Genomic DNA, 14,064 nt, shown 5'->3' on the forward strand with positions numbered 1-14,064 from the left:
CGGTGCGGCTGCCAATCTCTCCCCCTGAGGGGGAGATGGCCGGCAGGCCAGAGGGGGGTGTTCACGCGCCACCCTTCGCACGGTCGGCCGCCTGCGCCGCCAGTATCTTCCTTACCTCGCCAACCAGATCGCTTTCCGCCACGGTCACCTGAGCCGGCCGCGCGGAGCGCCATTCGGCGTTGTCCACAATCTCCGCCGACATCCGGGCGCCCTCGATCAGGTCCTTGATCTGCACCTCGCCTTTCGCCCGCTCGTCGCCGCCCTGGATGATGGCGACCGGGCTGCCGCGGCGGTCGGCATATTTGAGCTGCGCCTTCATGCCGGCGCCGCCGAGATACATTTCGGAACGGATGCCGGCGGCGCGCAGCTCGGCCACCATTTTCTGGTAGCGGCCGAGACTTTCCGTGTCCTTGTCCATGGTGAGCACGACGACCGGCGCGATCACGTCTGATGTATCGAGCTTGCCGAGGTTCTTCAGCGCCGTCATCAGCCTGGAGACGCCGATGGAAAAACCGGTCGCCGGCACCGGCTCGCCACGAAAGCGCGAGACCAGCCCGTCATAACGGCCGCCACCGCCGACCGAGCCGAAGCGCACGATTTTTCCCTCTTCGTTGGGAATTTCGGCCAGCAGTTCGGCTTCGTAGACCGGGCCGGTGTAATATTCGAGGCCGCGGACGACGGAAGGGTCGATGCGGATGCGGTCCGGACCATAGCCGGCAGCTAGGACAAGCGCTTCAATCTCTTTGAGTTCAGAAAATCCTGCTTCGGCGGTGGGGTTGGCCTCAAGTGCCCTGTTCCATTTTCCTACATCGTTTTTGAGCCCAGCCTCGACGTGTTGGTTGTGAAGAACGACGGCGACAACGAACGCTGCTTGAACTTCGTCTAGCCCAGCCCCCTTTGTGAAATCCCCCTCGCCCTCTTTACCGCCGTCCCAGCGACCTTTGCCCAGCAAAAGCTTGACGCCTTCCGGTCCAAACTTGTCCAGCTTATCGATTGCCCGCAGCACGGACAGCCGGCGTCCGATATTCTCGTCGCCGCCAAGGCCGATCGCCTCCAACACGCCGTCGAGCACCTTGCGATTGTTGACCCTAATGACGTAGTCGCCGCGCTTGATGCCGAGCGCTTCCATCACGTCGGCCATCATCATCGCCATTTCGGCGTCCGCCGCGACGCCCGGCGTCCCGATCGTGTCGGCGTCGAACTGCATGAACTGGCGGAAGCGGCCAGGGCCGGGCTTCTCGTTGCGGAACACCCAGCCGGAGCGGTAGCTGCGATAGGGTTTCGGCAGGCGCTCAAAGTTCTCGGCTACGAAGCGCGCCATCGGCGCGGTCAGGTCGTAGCGCAGCGACAGCCACTGGTCGTCATCGTCCTGGAAGGAGAACACGCCTTCGTTCGGCCGGTCCTGGTCGGGCAGGAATTTGCCCAGCGCATCGGTGTATTCGATCAGCGGCTGGTCGACCGGCTCGAAGCCGTAAAGCTCATAGACCGAGCGGATCGTCGCCATCATCTTCTCGACGGCACGGATATCCTCGGCGCCGCGGTCGACAAGCCCGCGCGGCAGCCGCGCTTTCATCTTTTCCGATTTGTCGGCCATGGCATGGGTCTTTTTGCTAGGTAAAAGCTGACTTGTTTCGAGTGGGCGTGTCCTAACCGATGGGACTTGGCGCGGCAAGGGTTTGCTCCTTGCCTTCTCCCCGTGTGGGAGAAGGCAAGGAGCTGAAACAATTCCGCCATAAGCGCGGCATCGTGCCGACACAATCGCAGCCGATAAAGCGCGCCGAAACAAGGGGTTCGGGCCATGACCTTGGCGCGGGAATTCGACATCATCGACAGCCGCACCAGCGAGCTGCCCGCCCAGTTGCGGCCGGCCGATCATCATGCACCGGGACCTGCAGCCCAAATGGCGGGACCGTTCGAGGTTACCTCGGACAAGCGTACAGGGCCGACCATGCGCGATGCGCTGCTGACCAGCCTGCTCGTGATCTATCCGGCATTTGCCACGATAGCGGCTATCGTGGCCGGGCTCTTACTGGCGGGCGCCGGCGGCGCTTGAGTTTTTGAGCGTCCCCTTGCCTTCTCCCCGTGCGGGAGTAAGGCAAGGGGGAGCTACTTCGGCCTTTTGAAAGCCTTCCGCTCCGCCTCGACCTGCTCGCGGCAGACGCAGCCCTCGAGGTGGTCGTTGACCAGCCCCATGGCCTGCATGAAGGCGTAGACGGTGGTCGGGCCGACAAAGCTCCAGCCGCGCTTCTTCAGCTCCTTCGAAATCCGCACCGAGACTACCGTGGTCGGATTGGCGCGCAGATGGGCGAGATCGACGATTTCGGGCCGTTCGTCCGGGCCAGGTTCGAACTTCCAGAACCAGGCCGCCAGCGAGCCGGCCTCGTCGGCCAATTCACGCGCGCGCCTGGCGTTGTTGATGGTCGAGACGACCTTGCCGCGGTGGCGAATGATGCCGGCATTGCCGAGCAGGCGCTCGACATCCTGTTCGGTGAAGGCGGCGATCTTGTCGATATCGAAGCCGGCGAACGCCTCGCGAAAATTCTCGCGCTTGCGCAAAATCGTCAGCCAGGACAGGCCCGACTGAAAGCCTTCGAGGCAGATCTTTTCGAACAGCCTGCGGTCGTCGGCGACCGGCCGGCCCCATTCGTGATCGTGGTAGTGCAAATAGTCCGGCAGATTGCCGTGCCAGAAGCAGCGCGCGATACCATCGGGTCCGGCGAGCAGGCCTGTCTTCTCATCCATGGCGGAATTCCATTGGTTAATGCGCCTCAGCGCTGCCTTTACCGCGGCTTTACCAGATTCCTGAACCGGCCGGTAACCACACCGAAAGCTTTACTGACAATGCAGCATTTTACGCATTCCGATTCATGTTTCGGTTGCTGCTCCGCGCCCAATGTTCGCGACATCGGGGACGCTTGTGCGCCCCGGCGTGTTCGACGATCAAGGTGCGTTCCGATGAAGATATTTTTGTTCCCGCTGCTCGGCGCCGCAGCCGTACTGGCCGCCACTACTCCCTCCAGCGCCAACGACCGTTATGCCGACAGGCCGCCGGTGATGGTGAGCCCCGACCTTTCGGCGCCCTGGGTGCTGCAGCTTGGCCGCGCGCCGGGCATCGTCCGTCAGAACCGGCAAGAGATGCAAAAGCCGCAGCGCCGTTCTCAGCGGCAGGCGCAACCGGCTCAGCTGCACACGGCGGCGGTGCGGGCGCCGTCCAAGAAGCGCATTATCGCGCGCCCGCAGATCAACCCGATCTACCTGCCGCAGGAAGTCGCCTATGACGGCCCGGAGAAGCCGGGCACGATCGTCATCGATACGCGGGAGAATTTCCTCTATCTGGTCGAGAACAACGGCAAGGCGCGGCGCTATGGCGTCGGCACCGGCAAGCCGGGCTTCGAATGGGCCGGCAAGCACAAGATCTCGCAGAAGAAGGTCTGGCCCGAATGGCGACCGCCGGCGCAGATGATCTCGCGCGAGGCCGCCAACGGCCGTTATCTGCCGACCTATGTCGCCGGCGGCGTCGAGAACCCGCTCGGGGCGCGCGCGCTTTATCTCGGCTCGACGCTCTACCGCATCCACGGCACCAACCAGCCATGGACGATCGGCGGCGCCGTGTCGTCGGGCTGCATTCGCATGCGCAACGAGGACGTCGTCGACCTCTATGAGCGGGTCGATGTTGGCACGACGGTTGCGGTGATGTAATCTGCGGTTGATTTTGTTGCCGAGTCTGTCCAGAAGTCTCGGGATCATCGGAATACGGGGGACGGGCCGTGTGGGGATACGGTCAGTCACGAAAGGGCAGCACGGCAAACCGCGCTGCCCTTTCTGTTTCCGGGACGCGATAAGATAGTTTGGCAGGGTCGGGTGGTACGTCGCGCCCGCGGCATGGCGGTTCGCATTCCCGCTGCCATTCTCCTCGGTATTTTGCTATGTCGGCTGCAACGCTTCCAGACAAAGGCCTATCTCAATGTCCCTGTCCGATGACAGCCGCTATCTCCGGGGCGGTCCGGTCGCCCAACGCATCATCGCCTCGGTGCGCGAGGATGCGGCGATCGCCACCGCCGAAGGTTTTCCGGCCAAACTGATATCGATCACCGTCGGCGACACAGCTGCAGTCGATGTCTATGTGCGCAACCAGCGCGCCAAGGCGGCACTGGCCGGTATCGGTTTCGAGGAAAGACGATTTCCCGCCGACATCACCGCCGGCGAACTCGAAGCGGCGATCCACGGCCTCAACGCCGATCCGCGCGTCACCGGCATCATTATCCAGCGGCCGGTGCCGGTGCATATCCCGATCAAGACGCTTCAGGCGGCGGTGCATCCGCTCAAGGACGTCGAGGGCATGCATCCGGCCTCGATCGGCAACATCGTCTACAACCAGCTCGACCTCGCACCCTGCACGGCGGCCGCTTCGGTCGAACTGCTCAAGGAAACCGGTCTCGATCTCAAGGGGCTCGAGGTCGTCATCGTCGGCCACTCCGAGATCGTCGGCAAGCCGATCGCCTTCCTGCTGATGAGCGAAGGCGCGACGGTGACGGTGTGCCACCACATGACGCGCTCGGTGGCAGCGCATGCGCGGCGTGCCGATGCTCTGTTCGTCGCCGTCGGCAAGCCGCGGCTGATCAAGGCCGACATGGTCAAGCCCGGTGCGGCCGTCATCGACATCGGCATCAATGCCGAGATCGGACCGGACGGGGAGAGCCGCATCGTCGGCGACGTCGACGCCGAGAGCGTCAAGGACGTGGCGTCCTGGATCACGCCGGTGCCGGGCGGCGTCGGCCCGATCACCGTGGCGATCCTTTTGCGCAACACGATGGTGGCGCTCAGCCGCCAGCGCGCGCGTTACCAGGCGACCTACGGGGCTCCGGACAAGTTGGCGGCGGAATAAGCCGGCAGCGCTTCACTCCGCTGCAACGGCTGCCCTGCTGTCCGGAACGCCCTCCGGCTGCGGCCCGCCATAGGCCCAGTCGAGCAATTTTATCGTATGCACCACCGGCAGCTTCGCCGCCGAGGCGATCTGGGTGATGCAGCCGATGTTGCCGGTGGCGACGATCTTAGCACCGGTCGCCTCGATATTTCTCACCTTGCGGTCACGCAGTTGAGCCGAAATCTCCGATTGCAAAATGTTGTAGGTGCCGGCCGAACCGCAGCACAAATGCCCCTCGCGCGGCTCGCGCACGACGAAACCGGCCCTTGCCAGAAGCTCCTTCGGCTGGCGGGTGATCTTCTGGCCGTGCTGCATCGAGCAGGCCGAGTGATAGGCGACGATGGTGCCGGGCTGGCGCACCGGCTCGGGCAGCTCGAGTTCCATCAGATATTCGGTGACGTCCTTGGCGAGCGCCGACACGCGCGCCGCCTTTTCGGCATAGGCGGGATCGAGGCGCAGCATGAAACCATAATCCTTGATCGTGGTGCCGCAGCCCGACGCGGTGATGACGATGGCGTCCAGCCCACCCTGGTCGATGGCGCGCGTCCAGGCGTCGACATTGCGCCTGGCCGAGGCAAGGGCTGCCGCCTCGCGGCCCATGTGATGCACCAGCGCGCCGCAGCAGCCCTCGCCCTCGGGAACCACGACCTCGACGCCGAGCCGCGTCAGCAGCGCGATCGTCGTGTCGTTGATGGCGGGATCGAGCACGGACTGCGCGCAGCCTGTGAGAATGGCGACGCGGCCATTTTTGCTCGTGCCCTGCCCGGCATGGATGCCCGGCGAAGCCATTGGCGAGGCCGCGGGAACCGACGCCGGGGCGAGCTTGAGCATCGCACCCAGCGGCTTCAGCGCCGGGAGCTTTTCGAACAGACCGGCGAATGGCTGGCCGAGCCTCGCCAGCTTGAGCGCGGCGCGAAACCGCGAGGGATAAGGCAGGACCAAGGCCAGCACGGCGCGCGTCAGCCGATCGGGCAGCGGGCGCCTGTAGGTTTCCTCGATATGGGCACGTGCGTGGTCGACCAGATGCATGTAATTGACGCCTGACGGGCAGGTTGTCATGCAGGCGAGGCAGGACAGGCAACGGTCGATATGGGTGACGATCTCCTTGTCAGCCGGACGGCCGTTCTCCAGCATGTCCTTGATCAGGTAGATCCGCCCGCGCGGCGAATCCAGCTCGTTGCCAAGCGTCACATAGGTCGGACAGGTGGCCGTGCAGAAGCCGCAATGCACGCATTTGCGCAGGATCTTTTCCGATTCCGCGACATGCGGATCGGCAAGCTGGGCAGCTGAGAAATTGGTCTGCATCTCGTACCTCCTAAGCCATGCGGCCGGGGTTGAGGATCGCCTTCGGATCGAATTCGGCTTTGAGCCTAGCCGACAACGCTGCCAGTTGCGGCGCCTGCGGCTCGAACACCGGCACAGCGGCGCGATGCGAAGGGGCGGCGCGCACCAGCGTCGCATGGCCGCTGCCATACTGCCTCACCAGTGCGCGCAGAAGATCGGCTTCGGGATCGCCATGCTCCATGCGCAGCCAGATCAGTCCACCCTGCCAGTCATAGAAGGCATCGACGGCCGCCTGCATGCGCAGCGCCAGCACCATCTGGTGGCCTTGCGCCGGCGCCATCGACACGCGCCACACTGGTTTTTCCAGGCCGTCGGCAAACGGCGCACAATCGCGGATATCGCGCCAGACCGAATGCGAAGTCTCGCCCGAGATTTCCTCGAGCGGGCCGGCATTTCCGAGCAGATCTTTCAGCGCCGCAATGCGGTAGGCGACCGACGGCCCAAAACCCTCGACGCGCAGCAATGTCGCGGCAGTGCTGCCGAGACTACCGCCGGCGACCCGTGCGGCAACGCGTTCGGGAAGATGGGCAGCACTCGACACTTCCGCGCTGGAGCCGAGCGCCAGCGCCATGGCGGCGGCGGCATGATCGTCGAGCAGGCCGCGCACAGCGAGCGTGACTTCGGTCTCGGCAGCGGGCAGCACCTTGAAAGTGACGTCGGTGAGGACGGCAAGCGTGCCCCAGCTGTTGGCCATGAGCTTGGACAGGTCGTAGCCGGTGACGTTCTTGACCACGCGACCGCCCGACTTGAACGCCTCGCCCCGACCCGAAACCGCTGCTATGCCAAGAATATGGTCGCGCGCCGACCCCGCCTTCAGCCGGCGCGGGCCGCAAAGGTTCGCGGCCAGCACGCCGCCGATCGTGCCTTTTCCCTTTTCACCGCCGAGCAGCGCGCCATAGTCCAGCGGCTCGAAGGCAAGCTGCTGGCAGTTTTCGGCAAGCAGTGTTTCGATGTCTGCGAGCGGCGTTCCGGCTTTCGCCGACAGTACCAGTTCGGCCGGTTCGTAGAGCGTCACGCCCGACAGTTTCGACAGGTCGAGCGTGTGTTCGGTCTGCAGCGGCCGGCCGATGCCGCGCTTGGAACCGTGGCCAAGAATTTCGAGCGGCGTTTCTTCCGCCGCCGCCCAGGCGACGGTGGCGAGGGTTTCGGCTGCGGTGGCGGGGGTGAAGGTGGTCATGGCGACATAACCACCTCGAAGGACGATAAGTCGAGTTCTGTCGCGCCCCCCTCTGTCCTGCCGGACATCTCCCCCACAAGTGGGGAGATTGGCAGCTTCGTGGACGGCACTCTTTCTGCAACGTTGGCGATTGGCGAAACCGAAAATGACAGCCAATCTCCCTCCTTGTGGGGGAGATGTCCGGCAGGACAGAGGGGGGCGCGAAGGAACGCCGACTTAGAGAGACGAGCCCCCATCACTTCAAAACCTCGGAATATCCGGAAACGCCATCTGGCCGCGATGCACGTGCATGCGTCCGAGTTCGGCGCAGCGGCGAAGCTGCGGAAACACCTTGCCTGGGTTGAGCAGATGGTTGGGGTCGAAAGCGCATTTGACCCGCATCTGCTGGTCGAGATCGGTCTGGTTGAACATTTCCGGCATCAGGTCGCGCTTCTCGACGCCGACGCCGTGCTCGCCGGTCAGCACGCCGCCGACCTTGACGCAAAGCCGCAGGATGTCGGCGCCGAAACTTTCCGCCTTGTCGAGCTCGCCCGGCACGTTGGCGTCATAGAGGATCAGCGGATGCAGATTGCCGTCGCCGGCATGGAAGACGTTGGCGACGCCGAGCCGGTATTTTTCGGAAAGTTCACGCATGCCGTGCAGGACGCGCGGCAGTTCCTTGCGCGGGATGGTGCCGTCCATGCAGTAATAGTCTGGCGAAATGCGGCCGACCGCGGGAAAGGCAGCCTTGCGGCCGGCCCAGAAACTCAGCCGCTCCTGCTCCGATTGCGATATGCGGCATGTGGTCGAGCCGTTCCTATAGGCGATTGGCTCAACCAGGCCGATCAAATGATCGACCTCGACGCCCGGCCCGTCGAGCTCGACGATCAGCAGCGCCTCGACATCCAAGGGATAGCCGGCATGGACGAAATCCTCGGCAGCATGGATCGCCGGACGATCCATCATCTCCATGCCGCCCGGGATGATGCCGGCGCCGATGATGTCGGCGACGCATTGGCCGCCCTGCTCGCTGGTCGGGAAGCCGATGAGCAGCGCGCGCGCCGTCTCCGGCTTCTTCAGAATGCGCACGGTGACCTCGGTGACGACGCCGAGCAGGCCTTCGGAACCAGTCATGACCCCGAGCAGGTCGTAGCCTTCCGCGTCGAGATGCTTGCCGCCGAGCCGCACCACCTCGCCGTTCATCAGCACCATCTCGATACCGAGCACATTGTTGGCGGTGAGGCCGTATTTCAGGCAATGCACGCCACCGGAATTCTCCGCGACATTGCCGCCGATCGAGCAGGCGATCTGGGAGGATGGATCGGGGGCGTAATAAAAGCCCTCCTGCTCGACGGCGGTGGTGATGCCGAGATTGGTGACGCCCGGCTGGGCGACGACGATGCGGTTGGGGAAATCGATCTCGATGATGCGGTTGAAGCGGCTCATGACCAAAAGCACGGCGTCTTCGAGCGGCAGCGCGCCGCCTGACAGCGAGGTGCCGGAACCGCGCGGCACGACGCGGATGTTACGGTCGTCGCAATACTTCAGCACACGCGAGACCTGCGCCACCGTTTCGGGCAGCACCACGACCATCGGCAACTGCCGATAGGCGGTAAGGCCGTCGCTCTCGAAGGCGCGCATTGAGTTGGCAGCGTCGACGACGCCCTCGCCCGGCACGATGATGCGCATATCGGCGACGATCTCGTCGCGCCGGCGCATCGTGGCATCGTCTGGCTTCGGCATCAGCAGGCCGGACATCGACAGTCTCCTTCGATCGACTGGTAAAAATCTTTTACCAGCGGCAGGCGCTTGTTGCAAATCCTGCTTTGGCCGAAATCGGCAGCCGACACCGGCACGGTCTTGCGCCGGTCGGCGAGAGGAAGCGCTGACTTTCTCCCCCCTCGAGGGCCCTCGAGGGGGAGATGATCGCGAAGCGGCCAGAGGGGGTCGTCTCACGTAAATCGCCAACGTCGGGTCTCGCCGCGAAACGAGGGGGGCGCTCCATGCCATACGACCCCCTCTGTCGCCTTCGGCGACATCTCCCCCTCAAAGGGGGAGATTGCCTGCCTGCTCGCCTGCCGGCTTAGCGGGTTCGGAGTGCAGGCGGCGCACTCGGCGCACGCCCCACCAAACCAGCAGGATGGCGAGCGGCACCGAGGCGGCGGTGACGACCTCGGGCGCGACGGCATGGCCGAAGATCGAGGCGCCCTTGGCGAGGTAGCCGATGAGCCCGACGACATAATAGGAGACGGCGGCGACCGAGAGACCCTCCACTGTCTGCTGCAGCCGCAATTGCAGGCGGGCGCGGTTGTTCATCGACGCCAGCAGGTCGCGGTTCTGCTTCTCGACCTCGACGTCGACCCAGGTGCGCAACAGCGTGGTGGCGCGGGTGAGCTTGGTCGACAGATTGGCCTGACGCTCCTCGACCGAACGGCAGGTGCGCATGGCTGGGGCGACGCGGCGCTGCAGGAAGCCGCCCCAGGTGTCGTAGCCGGGCACCGCCTCTTCCTCCAGCGCCTCCAGCCGTTCGCGGACGATGCCGTCATAGGCGCGGCTGGCGCCGAAGCGATAGAGGCTGGAGGCTGCATCGGCCTCCAGTTCGGCGGCTAGCTCGGTCAGGTCGGCAAGCAGCGTCTGGTTGTCGCGGGTTTCGGCGACCTTCATTTCCAGCGTGGTCTGCGCCAGCCTGTCTTCGATGCGGCGCGCGCGACCGGACAGCATCAGCGCCAGCGGCAGGCCAAGCATGGCCAGCGTGCGGTAGGTCTCGATATCGATCAGCCGCTGCGCCAGCGCGCCGGTGCGTGCCGGCGTCAGGCCGCGGTCGAGCACCAGCATGCGGGTCATGCCGTCACCGTCCTGGCGAAAATCGGTGACGATGGCGGCGTTGCCGCGCTCGACCAGCGAATAGCACAGGCTGGTCGGGTCGAAGCCGGCGATCAGCCTTTCGCTCGCCTGCGTCCATTTGCGGATTTCGAGCCTGATGCCGGAGATCACCGTTCCCGGCGGCGAAAAGCCGTTGCCGAAAGGCGAACCTTCCTGGCGCTGGCCGCTCTCGGAGAGCGGCCCTTCCCACAGATAGGTGGAGAATTCCGTATGCCGTTCCCAGCGCAGCGAGCCCTTGCCCCACTTCATCGCGTGGTGGCGGGCATGAGGGTCGGGCGCGGCGATGCCGAGGCGCCGCGACAGTTCGGAAAGCACCGCCTGGTCGACGCCGGACCCGGCTTCGGTCATGAACGAAAGCTGCACCAGAACGCGCGGCTTCTCGACCAGCGGATGCGGACGGGCGTGAACCTCGCCGAGCGCGCCAGGCCGTCCCTCATGCGCGGGAAAGCCCATGACGCTGCCCTCGACGCGCGGCTGGAATTTAGGATTGGACGGGTCATCTGCCACGGCTGGTCCCCCGGGCCTGGTGCACTCGCGTCCCTCTAGAGCCAATTGCCGGGGCACGCAAACGACAAATTAGCCGAAAGCGATATGCCGGGACGACGTCGGCCCCGGCCAAGCCGACGAACTGGATAAATAATTTGACCAGTTGCCGACACTGGCTTTATCCTGCGCGACACCGGTTCAATCCCCAGGCCATCCCCGTTGAGCGACATTTTCTCCAGGATCGAGCATTCCCGCACCGCCGACGAGGTGGTGCAGCAGATCGAGAGCCTGATCCTCGAAGGCGTTCTGCGGACCGGCGACAGGCTGCCGGGCGAGCGCGAGCTGGCGCGCCGGTTCGAGGTGTCGCGGCCGATCCTGCGCGACGCGCTGAAGACGCTGGAGGGGCGCGGGCTTTTGACGACCCGGCCCGGCGGCGGCACCCATGTCGCCGACGTCATCGGCCAGCTGTTCACCAAGCCGGTGACGGACCTGATCTCCATGCACCGCAAGGCGGCAACCGACTATCTGGAATACCGCCGCGAGATCGAGGCGGTGGCGGCCGAGTATGCGGCGCGGCGCGCCACATCAGACGATCTGGCGCTGCTCGACCGCATCATGGCGCGCATGGACGAGGCGCACCGGACCGGAAATTTCGACGACGAGGCGGAAATCGACGTGGAGTTCCACCACGCGATCTGCGAATGCGCGCACAACATCATCCTGTTGCACACGCTGCGCTCGTGCTATCGGCTGCTGTCGGACGGCGTGTTCCAGAACCGGCTCCTTGTGTTCAACGTGCCGGGCGCGCGCGAGGCGCTGCTTTCGCAGCACCGGGCGATCTACGCTGCGATCAAGGCCGGCGATCCGGCGGCCGCACGGCAGGCGGCGATGGACCACATCACCCATGTCGAACGCACCATGGCCGAGGCCGAGCGCAGCGGCGACTGGCAACGCGTGTCGCGGCTGAGGCTGATGCAGCGCTCCGAAGCCGGCGACAGCGAGCCGGCACGGAAACGCTCGTGAGGTCCGGCCAAGAATTACGACGAATTAGCGAACCATCAGCGGGAAGCCCATGAGCATGATCCTCACCATCGCCGATCTCAAGGACCTGGCGCGCCGCCGCGTGCCGAAGATGTTCTTCGACTATGCCGATTCCGGTGGATGGACCGAAAGCACCTACCGGGCCAATGAGGAGGATTTCCAAAAGATCAAGTTCCGCCAGCGCGTACTGGTCGACATGAGCAACCGCTCGCTGGAATCGACCATGATAGGCGAGAAGGTGGCGATGCCGGTGGCGCTGGCGCCGACCGGCATGACCGGCATGCAGCACCCCGACGGCGAGATGCTGGCGGCGCAGGCGGCGGAGGAATTCGGCGTGCCGTTCACGCTGTCGACGATGAGCATCTGCTCGATCGAGGATGTCGCATCGGTGACCAGGAAGCCGTTCTGGTTCCAGCTCTATGTGCTGCGCGACAAGGATTTCGTCCTCAGTCTCATCGACAGGGCGAAGGCGGCGAAATGCTCGGCGCTGGTGCTGACGCTCGACCTGCAGATCCTCGGGCAGCGCCACAAGGACATCCGCAACGGGCTGTCGGCGCCGCCGCGCTTCACGCCGAAGCATGTCTGGCAGGTGGCGAGCAGGCCGGGCTGGTGCCTTGGCATGGCGGGCACCAAGCGCCGGACTTTTCGCAACATCGTCGGCCACGCCAAGGGGGTCGGCGACCTCACCTCGCTGTCGTCGTGGACGACGGAGCAATTCGATCCGCATCTGTCGTGGAAGGACGTCGCCTGGATCAAGGAGCGCTGGGGCGGCAAGCTGATCCTGAAGGGCATCCTCGACAAGGAAGACGCGCTGATGGCGGCCAGGACCGGCGCCGACGCGATCATCGTCTCCAATCATGGCGGCCGCCAGCTCGACGGCGCGCCGTCGTCGATCTCGGTGCTGGAAGAAATCGCCGACGCGGTCGGCGACACGATCGAGGTGCATATGGATGGCGGCATCCGCTCTGGCCAGGACGTGCTGAAGGCGCTGTGCCTCGGCGCCAAGGGCACCTATATCGGCCGGCCTTTCCTCTACGGCCTCGGCGCGCTCGGCAAGGATGGGGTCACCAAAGCCTTGGAAATCATCCGCAAGGAGATGGACATAACGCTGGCACTGTGCGGAAAGCGTCTGGTGACCGACATGGGCAAGGATCAGCTTCGGCGTTAGACTCCCGTGACGGCATGATCACGGAGATGGAAGCATTGACTGCCCCCGGCATCCACTTTCTCGACGCGCGCGGACCGGAAGGCATGCGCATCTATGCGATCGGCGACGTGCATGGCCGGCTCGACCTGCTCGCAGCCATGTACCGCCGGATTGCGGCCGAGATCAGCCAGGCGCGGCCGGCCGACTGGCGTGTCGTCCATCTCGGCGACTATGTCGACCGCGGCCCGGACTCCAAGGGCGTCATCGATTTCCTGATCGAAGTACGAAAACGCGACCCGCGCCACCTGATGCTCGCCGGCAACCACGACATCGGCTTCCTCGACTTCCTCGACACTCCCGATGCGGACGGGCTTTTCATGCGCTATGGCGGCATCCAGACCGCGCAATCCTATGGCGTGGCGCTCAATGAAGGCGGCGGCGCGTGGTTTGGCAGGTCCGAGGCGGCACTGCGGCAAGGCCATGCAGCACTTGTCGAGGCCGTGCCGAAGAGCCATGTCGAGTTCCTGCAGTCGCTGCCGTTTTCACTGACCTTCGGCGACTTCTTCTTCTGCCACGCCGGCATCCGGCCAGGCATTGCGCTGGAAAGTCAGAGTGTGCAGGACCTGATCTGGATCCGCGATGTCTTCCACAATCATTCCGGCCTGCATCCAAAAATCGTGGTGCATGGCCACACGCCGGTGCCGGAGGCGCAGGTGATGGTCAACCGCGTCAATATCGACACGCTCGCCTACCAGACGGGAAACCTCAGCGCGCTTGTCGTCGAGGGTGCCGACAAGCGTATCCTGGTGGTGTCAGGCGAGAGGGGTTAAGCGCTTAGCGAAGCGCGGCGGTGACGCCGTAGCCGTCCACGGCGTTGTGGTTGTTGGCTGCGTCGCCGGCATAAGTGCCGAGGCCGCACAAGACGATGGCCGACAACATGACAAAGGACAGAAGCGCTGCTTTCACGGACGTCATCTCTTGTTGAGCTTCCTGCATCTGTGCACGGGGTGGGTTACGAATGGGTTGAAACGGAAAATCCGTCTCAAAGTTTCGACGATTTCGCTGCTTTTAGGCTTGTTCTGT

At 64.5% G+C, this 14,064-nt stretch carries 13 protein-coding genes; 6 read left to right on the forward strand and 7 right to left on the reverse strand.

Features of this window, described 5'->3' with window-relative positions:
* Window positions 1–61: 61 nt before the first annotated feature.
* Window positions 62–1,594, reverse strand: a complete 1,533-nt coding sequence (gene hisS, locus BQ8794_RS16985) for a histidine--tRNA ligase (RefSeq protein WP_077379559.1) — start codon at window positions 1,592–1,594, stop codon at window positions 62–64.
* A 204-nt stretch (window positions 1,595–1,798) separates the two neighbouring features.
* Between hisS and BQ8794_RS16990 the strand changes: the two genes are divergently transcribed.
* The gene (locus BQ8794_RS16990; RefSeq protein ID WP_077379561.1) at window positions 1,799–2,053 is read left to right on the forward strand and encodes a hypothetical protein; all 255 of its coding nucleotides are present in this window, start codon (window positions 1,799–1,801) and stop codon (window positions 2,051–2,053) included.
* Between the two features lie 53 nt (window positions 2,054–2,106).
* Here the strand turns inward: BQ8794_RS16990 and BQ8794_RS16995 are convergent, their stop codons facing one another.
* Window positions 2,107–2,742 carry a DNA-3-methyladenine glycosylase I gene (locus BQ8794_RS16995; RefSeq protein WP_077379563.1) on the reverse strand — a complete coding sequence of 212 codons (636 nt, stop codon included), beginning with the start codon at window positions 2,740–2,742 and terminating at the stop codon, window positions 2,107–2,109.
* Window positions 2,743–2,955: 213 nt separating this feature from the next.
* On the opposite strand from BQ8794_RS16995, the gene BQ8794_RS17000 reads away from it, so the two are divergent.
* Both BQ8794_RS17000 and BQ8794_RS17005 read left to right on the forward strand, forming a co-directional pair.
* Window positions 2,956–3,699, forward strand: a complete 744-nt coding sequence (locus tag BQ8794_RS17000; protein WP_077379565.1) for a L,D-transpeptidase — start codon at window positions 2,956–2,958, stop codon at window positions 3,697–3,699.
* A 265-nt stretch (window positions 3,700–3,964) separates the two neighbouring features.
* Entirely contained in the window at window positions 3,965–4,885 is a 921-nt protein-coding gene (locus tag BQ8794_RS17005) for a bifunctional 5,10-methylenetetrahydrofolate dehydrogenase/5,10-methenyltetrahydrofolate cyclohydrolase (RefSeq protein ID WP_077379567.1), read from the forward strand.
* Between the two features lie 12 nt (window positions 4,886–4,897).
* Here the strand turns inward: BQ8794_RS17005 and glcF are convergent, their stop codons facing one another.
* The 4 genes from glcF to BQ8794_RS17030 all read right to left on the reverse strand — a co-directional run bounded on the left by glcF (window position 4,898) and on the right by BQ8794_RS17030 (window position 10,814).
* Entirely contained in the window at window positions 4,898–6,229 is a 1,332-nt protein-coding gene (gene glcF / locus BQ8794_RS17010; RefSeq protein ID WP_077379569.1) for a glycolate oxidase subunit GlcF, read from the reverse strand.
* Between the two features lie 10 nt (window positions 6,230–6,239).
* Window positions 6,240–7,445, reverse strand: coding sequence for an FAD-binding protein (locus BQ8794_RS17015; protein WP_077379572.1), 1,206 nt, complete (start codon window positions 7,443–7,445; stop codon window positions 6,240–6,242).
* A 240-nt stretch (window positions 7,446–7,685) separates the two neighbouring features.
* On the reverse strand, window positions 7,686–9,182 hold the full coding sequence (locus BQ8794_RS17025) for an FAD-linked oxidase C-terminal domain-containing protein (RefSeq protein WP_077379574.1): 1,497 nt from the start codon (window positions 9,180–9,182) through the stop codon (window positions 7,686–7,688).
* Between the two features lie 288 nt (window positions 9,183–9,470).
* Window positions 9,471–10,814: a DUF3422 family protein gene (locus BQ8794_RS17030; RefSeq protein ID WP_077379576.1), complete on the reverse strand. Its 1,344-nt coding sequence runs from the start codon at window positions 10,812–10,814 to the stop codon at window positions 9,471–9,473.
* Window positions 10,815–11,012: 198 nt separating this feature from the next.
* Between BQ8794_RS17030 and BQ8794_RS17035 the strand changes: the two genes are divergently transcribed.
* Genes BQ8794_RS17035 through BQ8794_RS17045 form a run of 3 tightly spaced genes read left to right on the forward strand, consistent with a single transcriptional unit; the run spans window position 11,013 to window position 13,811 of the window.
* Window positions 11,013–11,816, forward strand: coding sequence for a FadR/GntR family transcriptional regulator (locus BQ8794_RS17035; RefSeq protein WP_077379578.1), 804 nt, complete (start codon window positions 11,013–11,015; stop codon window positions 11,814–11,816).
* A 49-nt stretch (window positions 11,817–11,865) separates the two neighbouring features.
* Window positions 11,866–13,002, forward strand: a complete 1,137-nt coding sequence (locus BQ8794_RS17040) for an alpha-hydroxy acid oxidase (RefSeq protein ID WP_077379580.1) — start codon at window positions 11,866–11,868, stop codon at window positions 13,000–13,002.
* Between the two features lie 35 nt (window positions 13,003–13,037).
* On the forward strand, window positions 13,038–13,811 hold the full coding sequence (locus BQ8794_RS17045) for a metallophosphoesterase (RefSeq protein WP_143744602.1): 774 nt from the start codon (window positions 13,038–13,040) through the stop codon (window positions 13,809–13,811).
* A gap of 4 nt (window positions 13,812–13,815) precedes the next feature.
* Here BQ8794_RS17045 and BQ8794_RS17050 read toward each other — a convergent pair whose 3' ends face one another.
* Window positions 13,816–13,956 carry a hypothetical protein gene (locus tag BQ8794_RS17050; protein WP_167378775.1) on the reverse strand — a complete coding sequence of 47 codons (141 nt, stop codon included), beginning with the start codon at window positions 13,954–13,956 and terminating at the stop codon, window positions 13,816–13,818.
* Window positions 13,957–14,064 lie beyond the last annotated feature (108 nt).

This window comes from Mesorhizobium prunaredense (assembly GCF_900156895.1).
GTDB lineage: Bacteria > Pseudomonadota > Alphaproteobacteria > Rhizobiales > Rhizobiaceae > Mesorhizobium > Mesorhizobium prunaredense.

Excerpts from the sequence above, each read along its gene's own strand:
- hisS (WP_077379559.1), bottom strand. The coding sequence starts at position 1,594 with ATGGCCGACAAATCGGAAAAGATGAAAGCGCGGCTGCCGCGCGGGCTT.
- BQ8794_RS16990 (WP_077379561.1), top strand. The coding sequence starts at position 1,799 with ATGACCTTGGCGCGGGAATTCGACATCATCGACAGCCGCACCAGCGAG.
- BQ8794_RS16995 (WP_077379563.1), bottom strand. The coding sequence starts at position 2,742 with ATGGATGAGAAGACAGGCCTGCTCGCCGGACCCGATGGTATCGCGCGC.
- BQ8794_RS17000 (WP_077379565.1), top strand. The coding sequence starts at position 2,956 with ATGAAGATATTTTTGTTCCCGCTGCTCGGCGCCGCAGCCGTACTGGCC.
- BQ8794_RS17005 (WP_077379567.1), top strand. The coding sequence starts at position 3,965 with ATGTCCCTGTCCGATGACAGCCGCTATCTCCGGGGCGGTCCGGTCGCC.
- glcF (WP_077379569.1), bottom strand. The coding sequence starts at position 6,229 with ATGCAGACCAATTTCTCAGCTGCCCAGCTTGCCGATCCGCATGTCGCG.
- BQ8794_RS17015 (WP_077379572.1), bottom strand. The coding sequence starts at position 7,445 with ATGACCACCTTCACCCCCGCCACCGCAGCCGAAACCCTCGCCACCGTC.
- BQ8794_RS17025 (WP_077379574.1), bottom strand. The coding sequence starts at position 9,182 with ATGTCCGGCCTGCTGATGCCGAAGCCAGACGATGCCACGATGCGCCGG.
- BQ8794_RS17040 (WP_077379580.1), top strand. The coding sequence starts at position 11,866 with ATGAGCATGATCCTCACCATCGCCGATCTCAAGGACCTGGCGCGCCGC.
- BQ8794_RS17050 (WP_167378775.1), bottom strand. The coding sequence starts at position 13,956 with ATGACGTCCGTGAAAGCAGCGCTTCTGTCCTTTGTCATGTTGTCGGCC.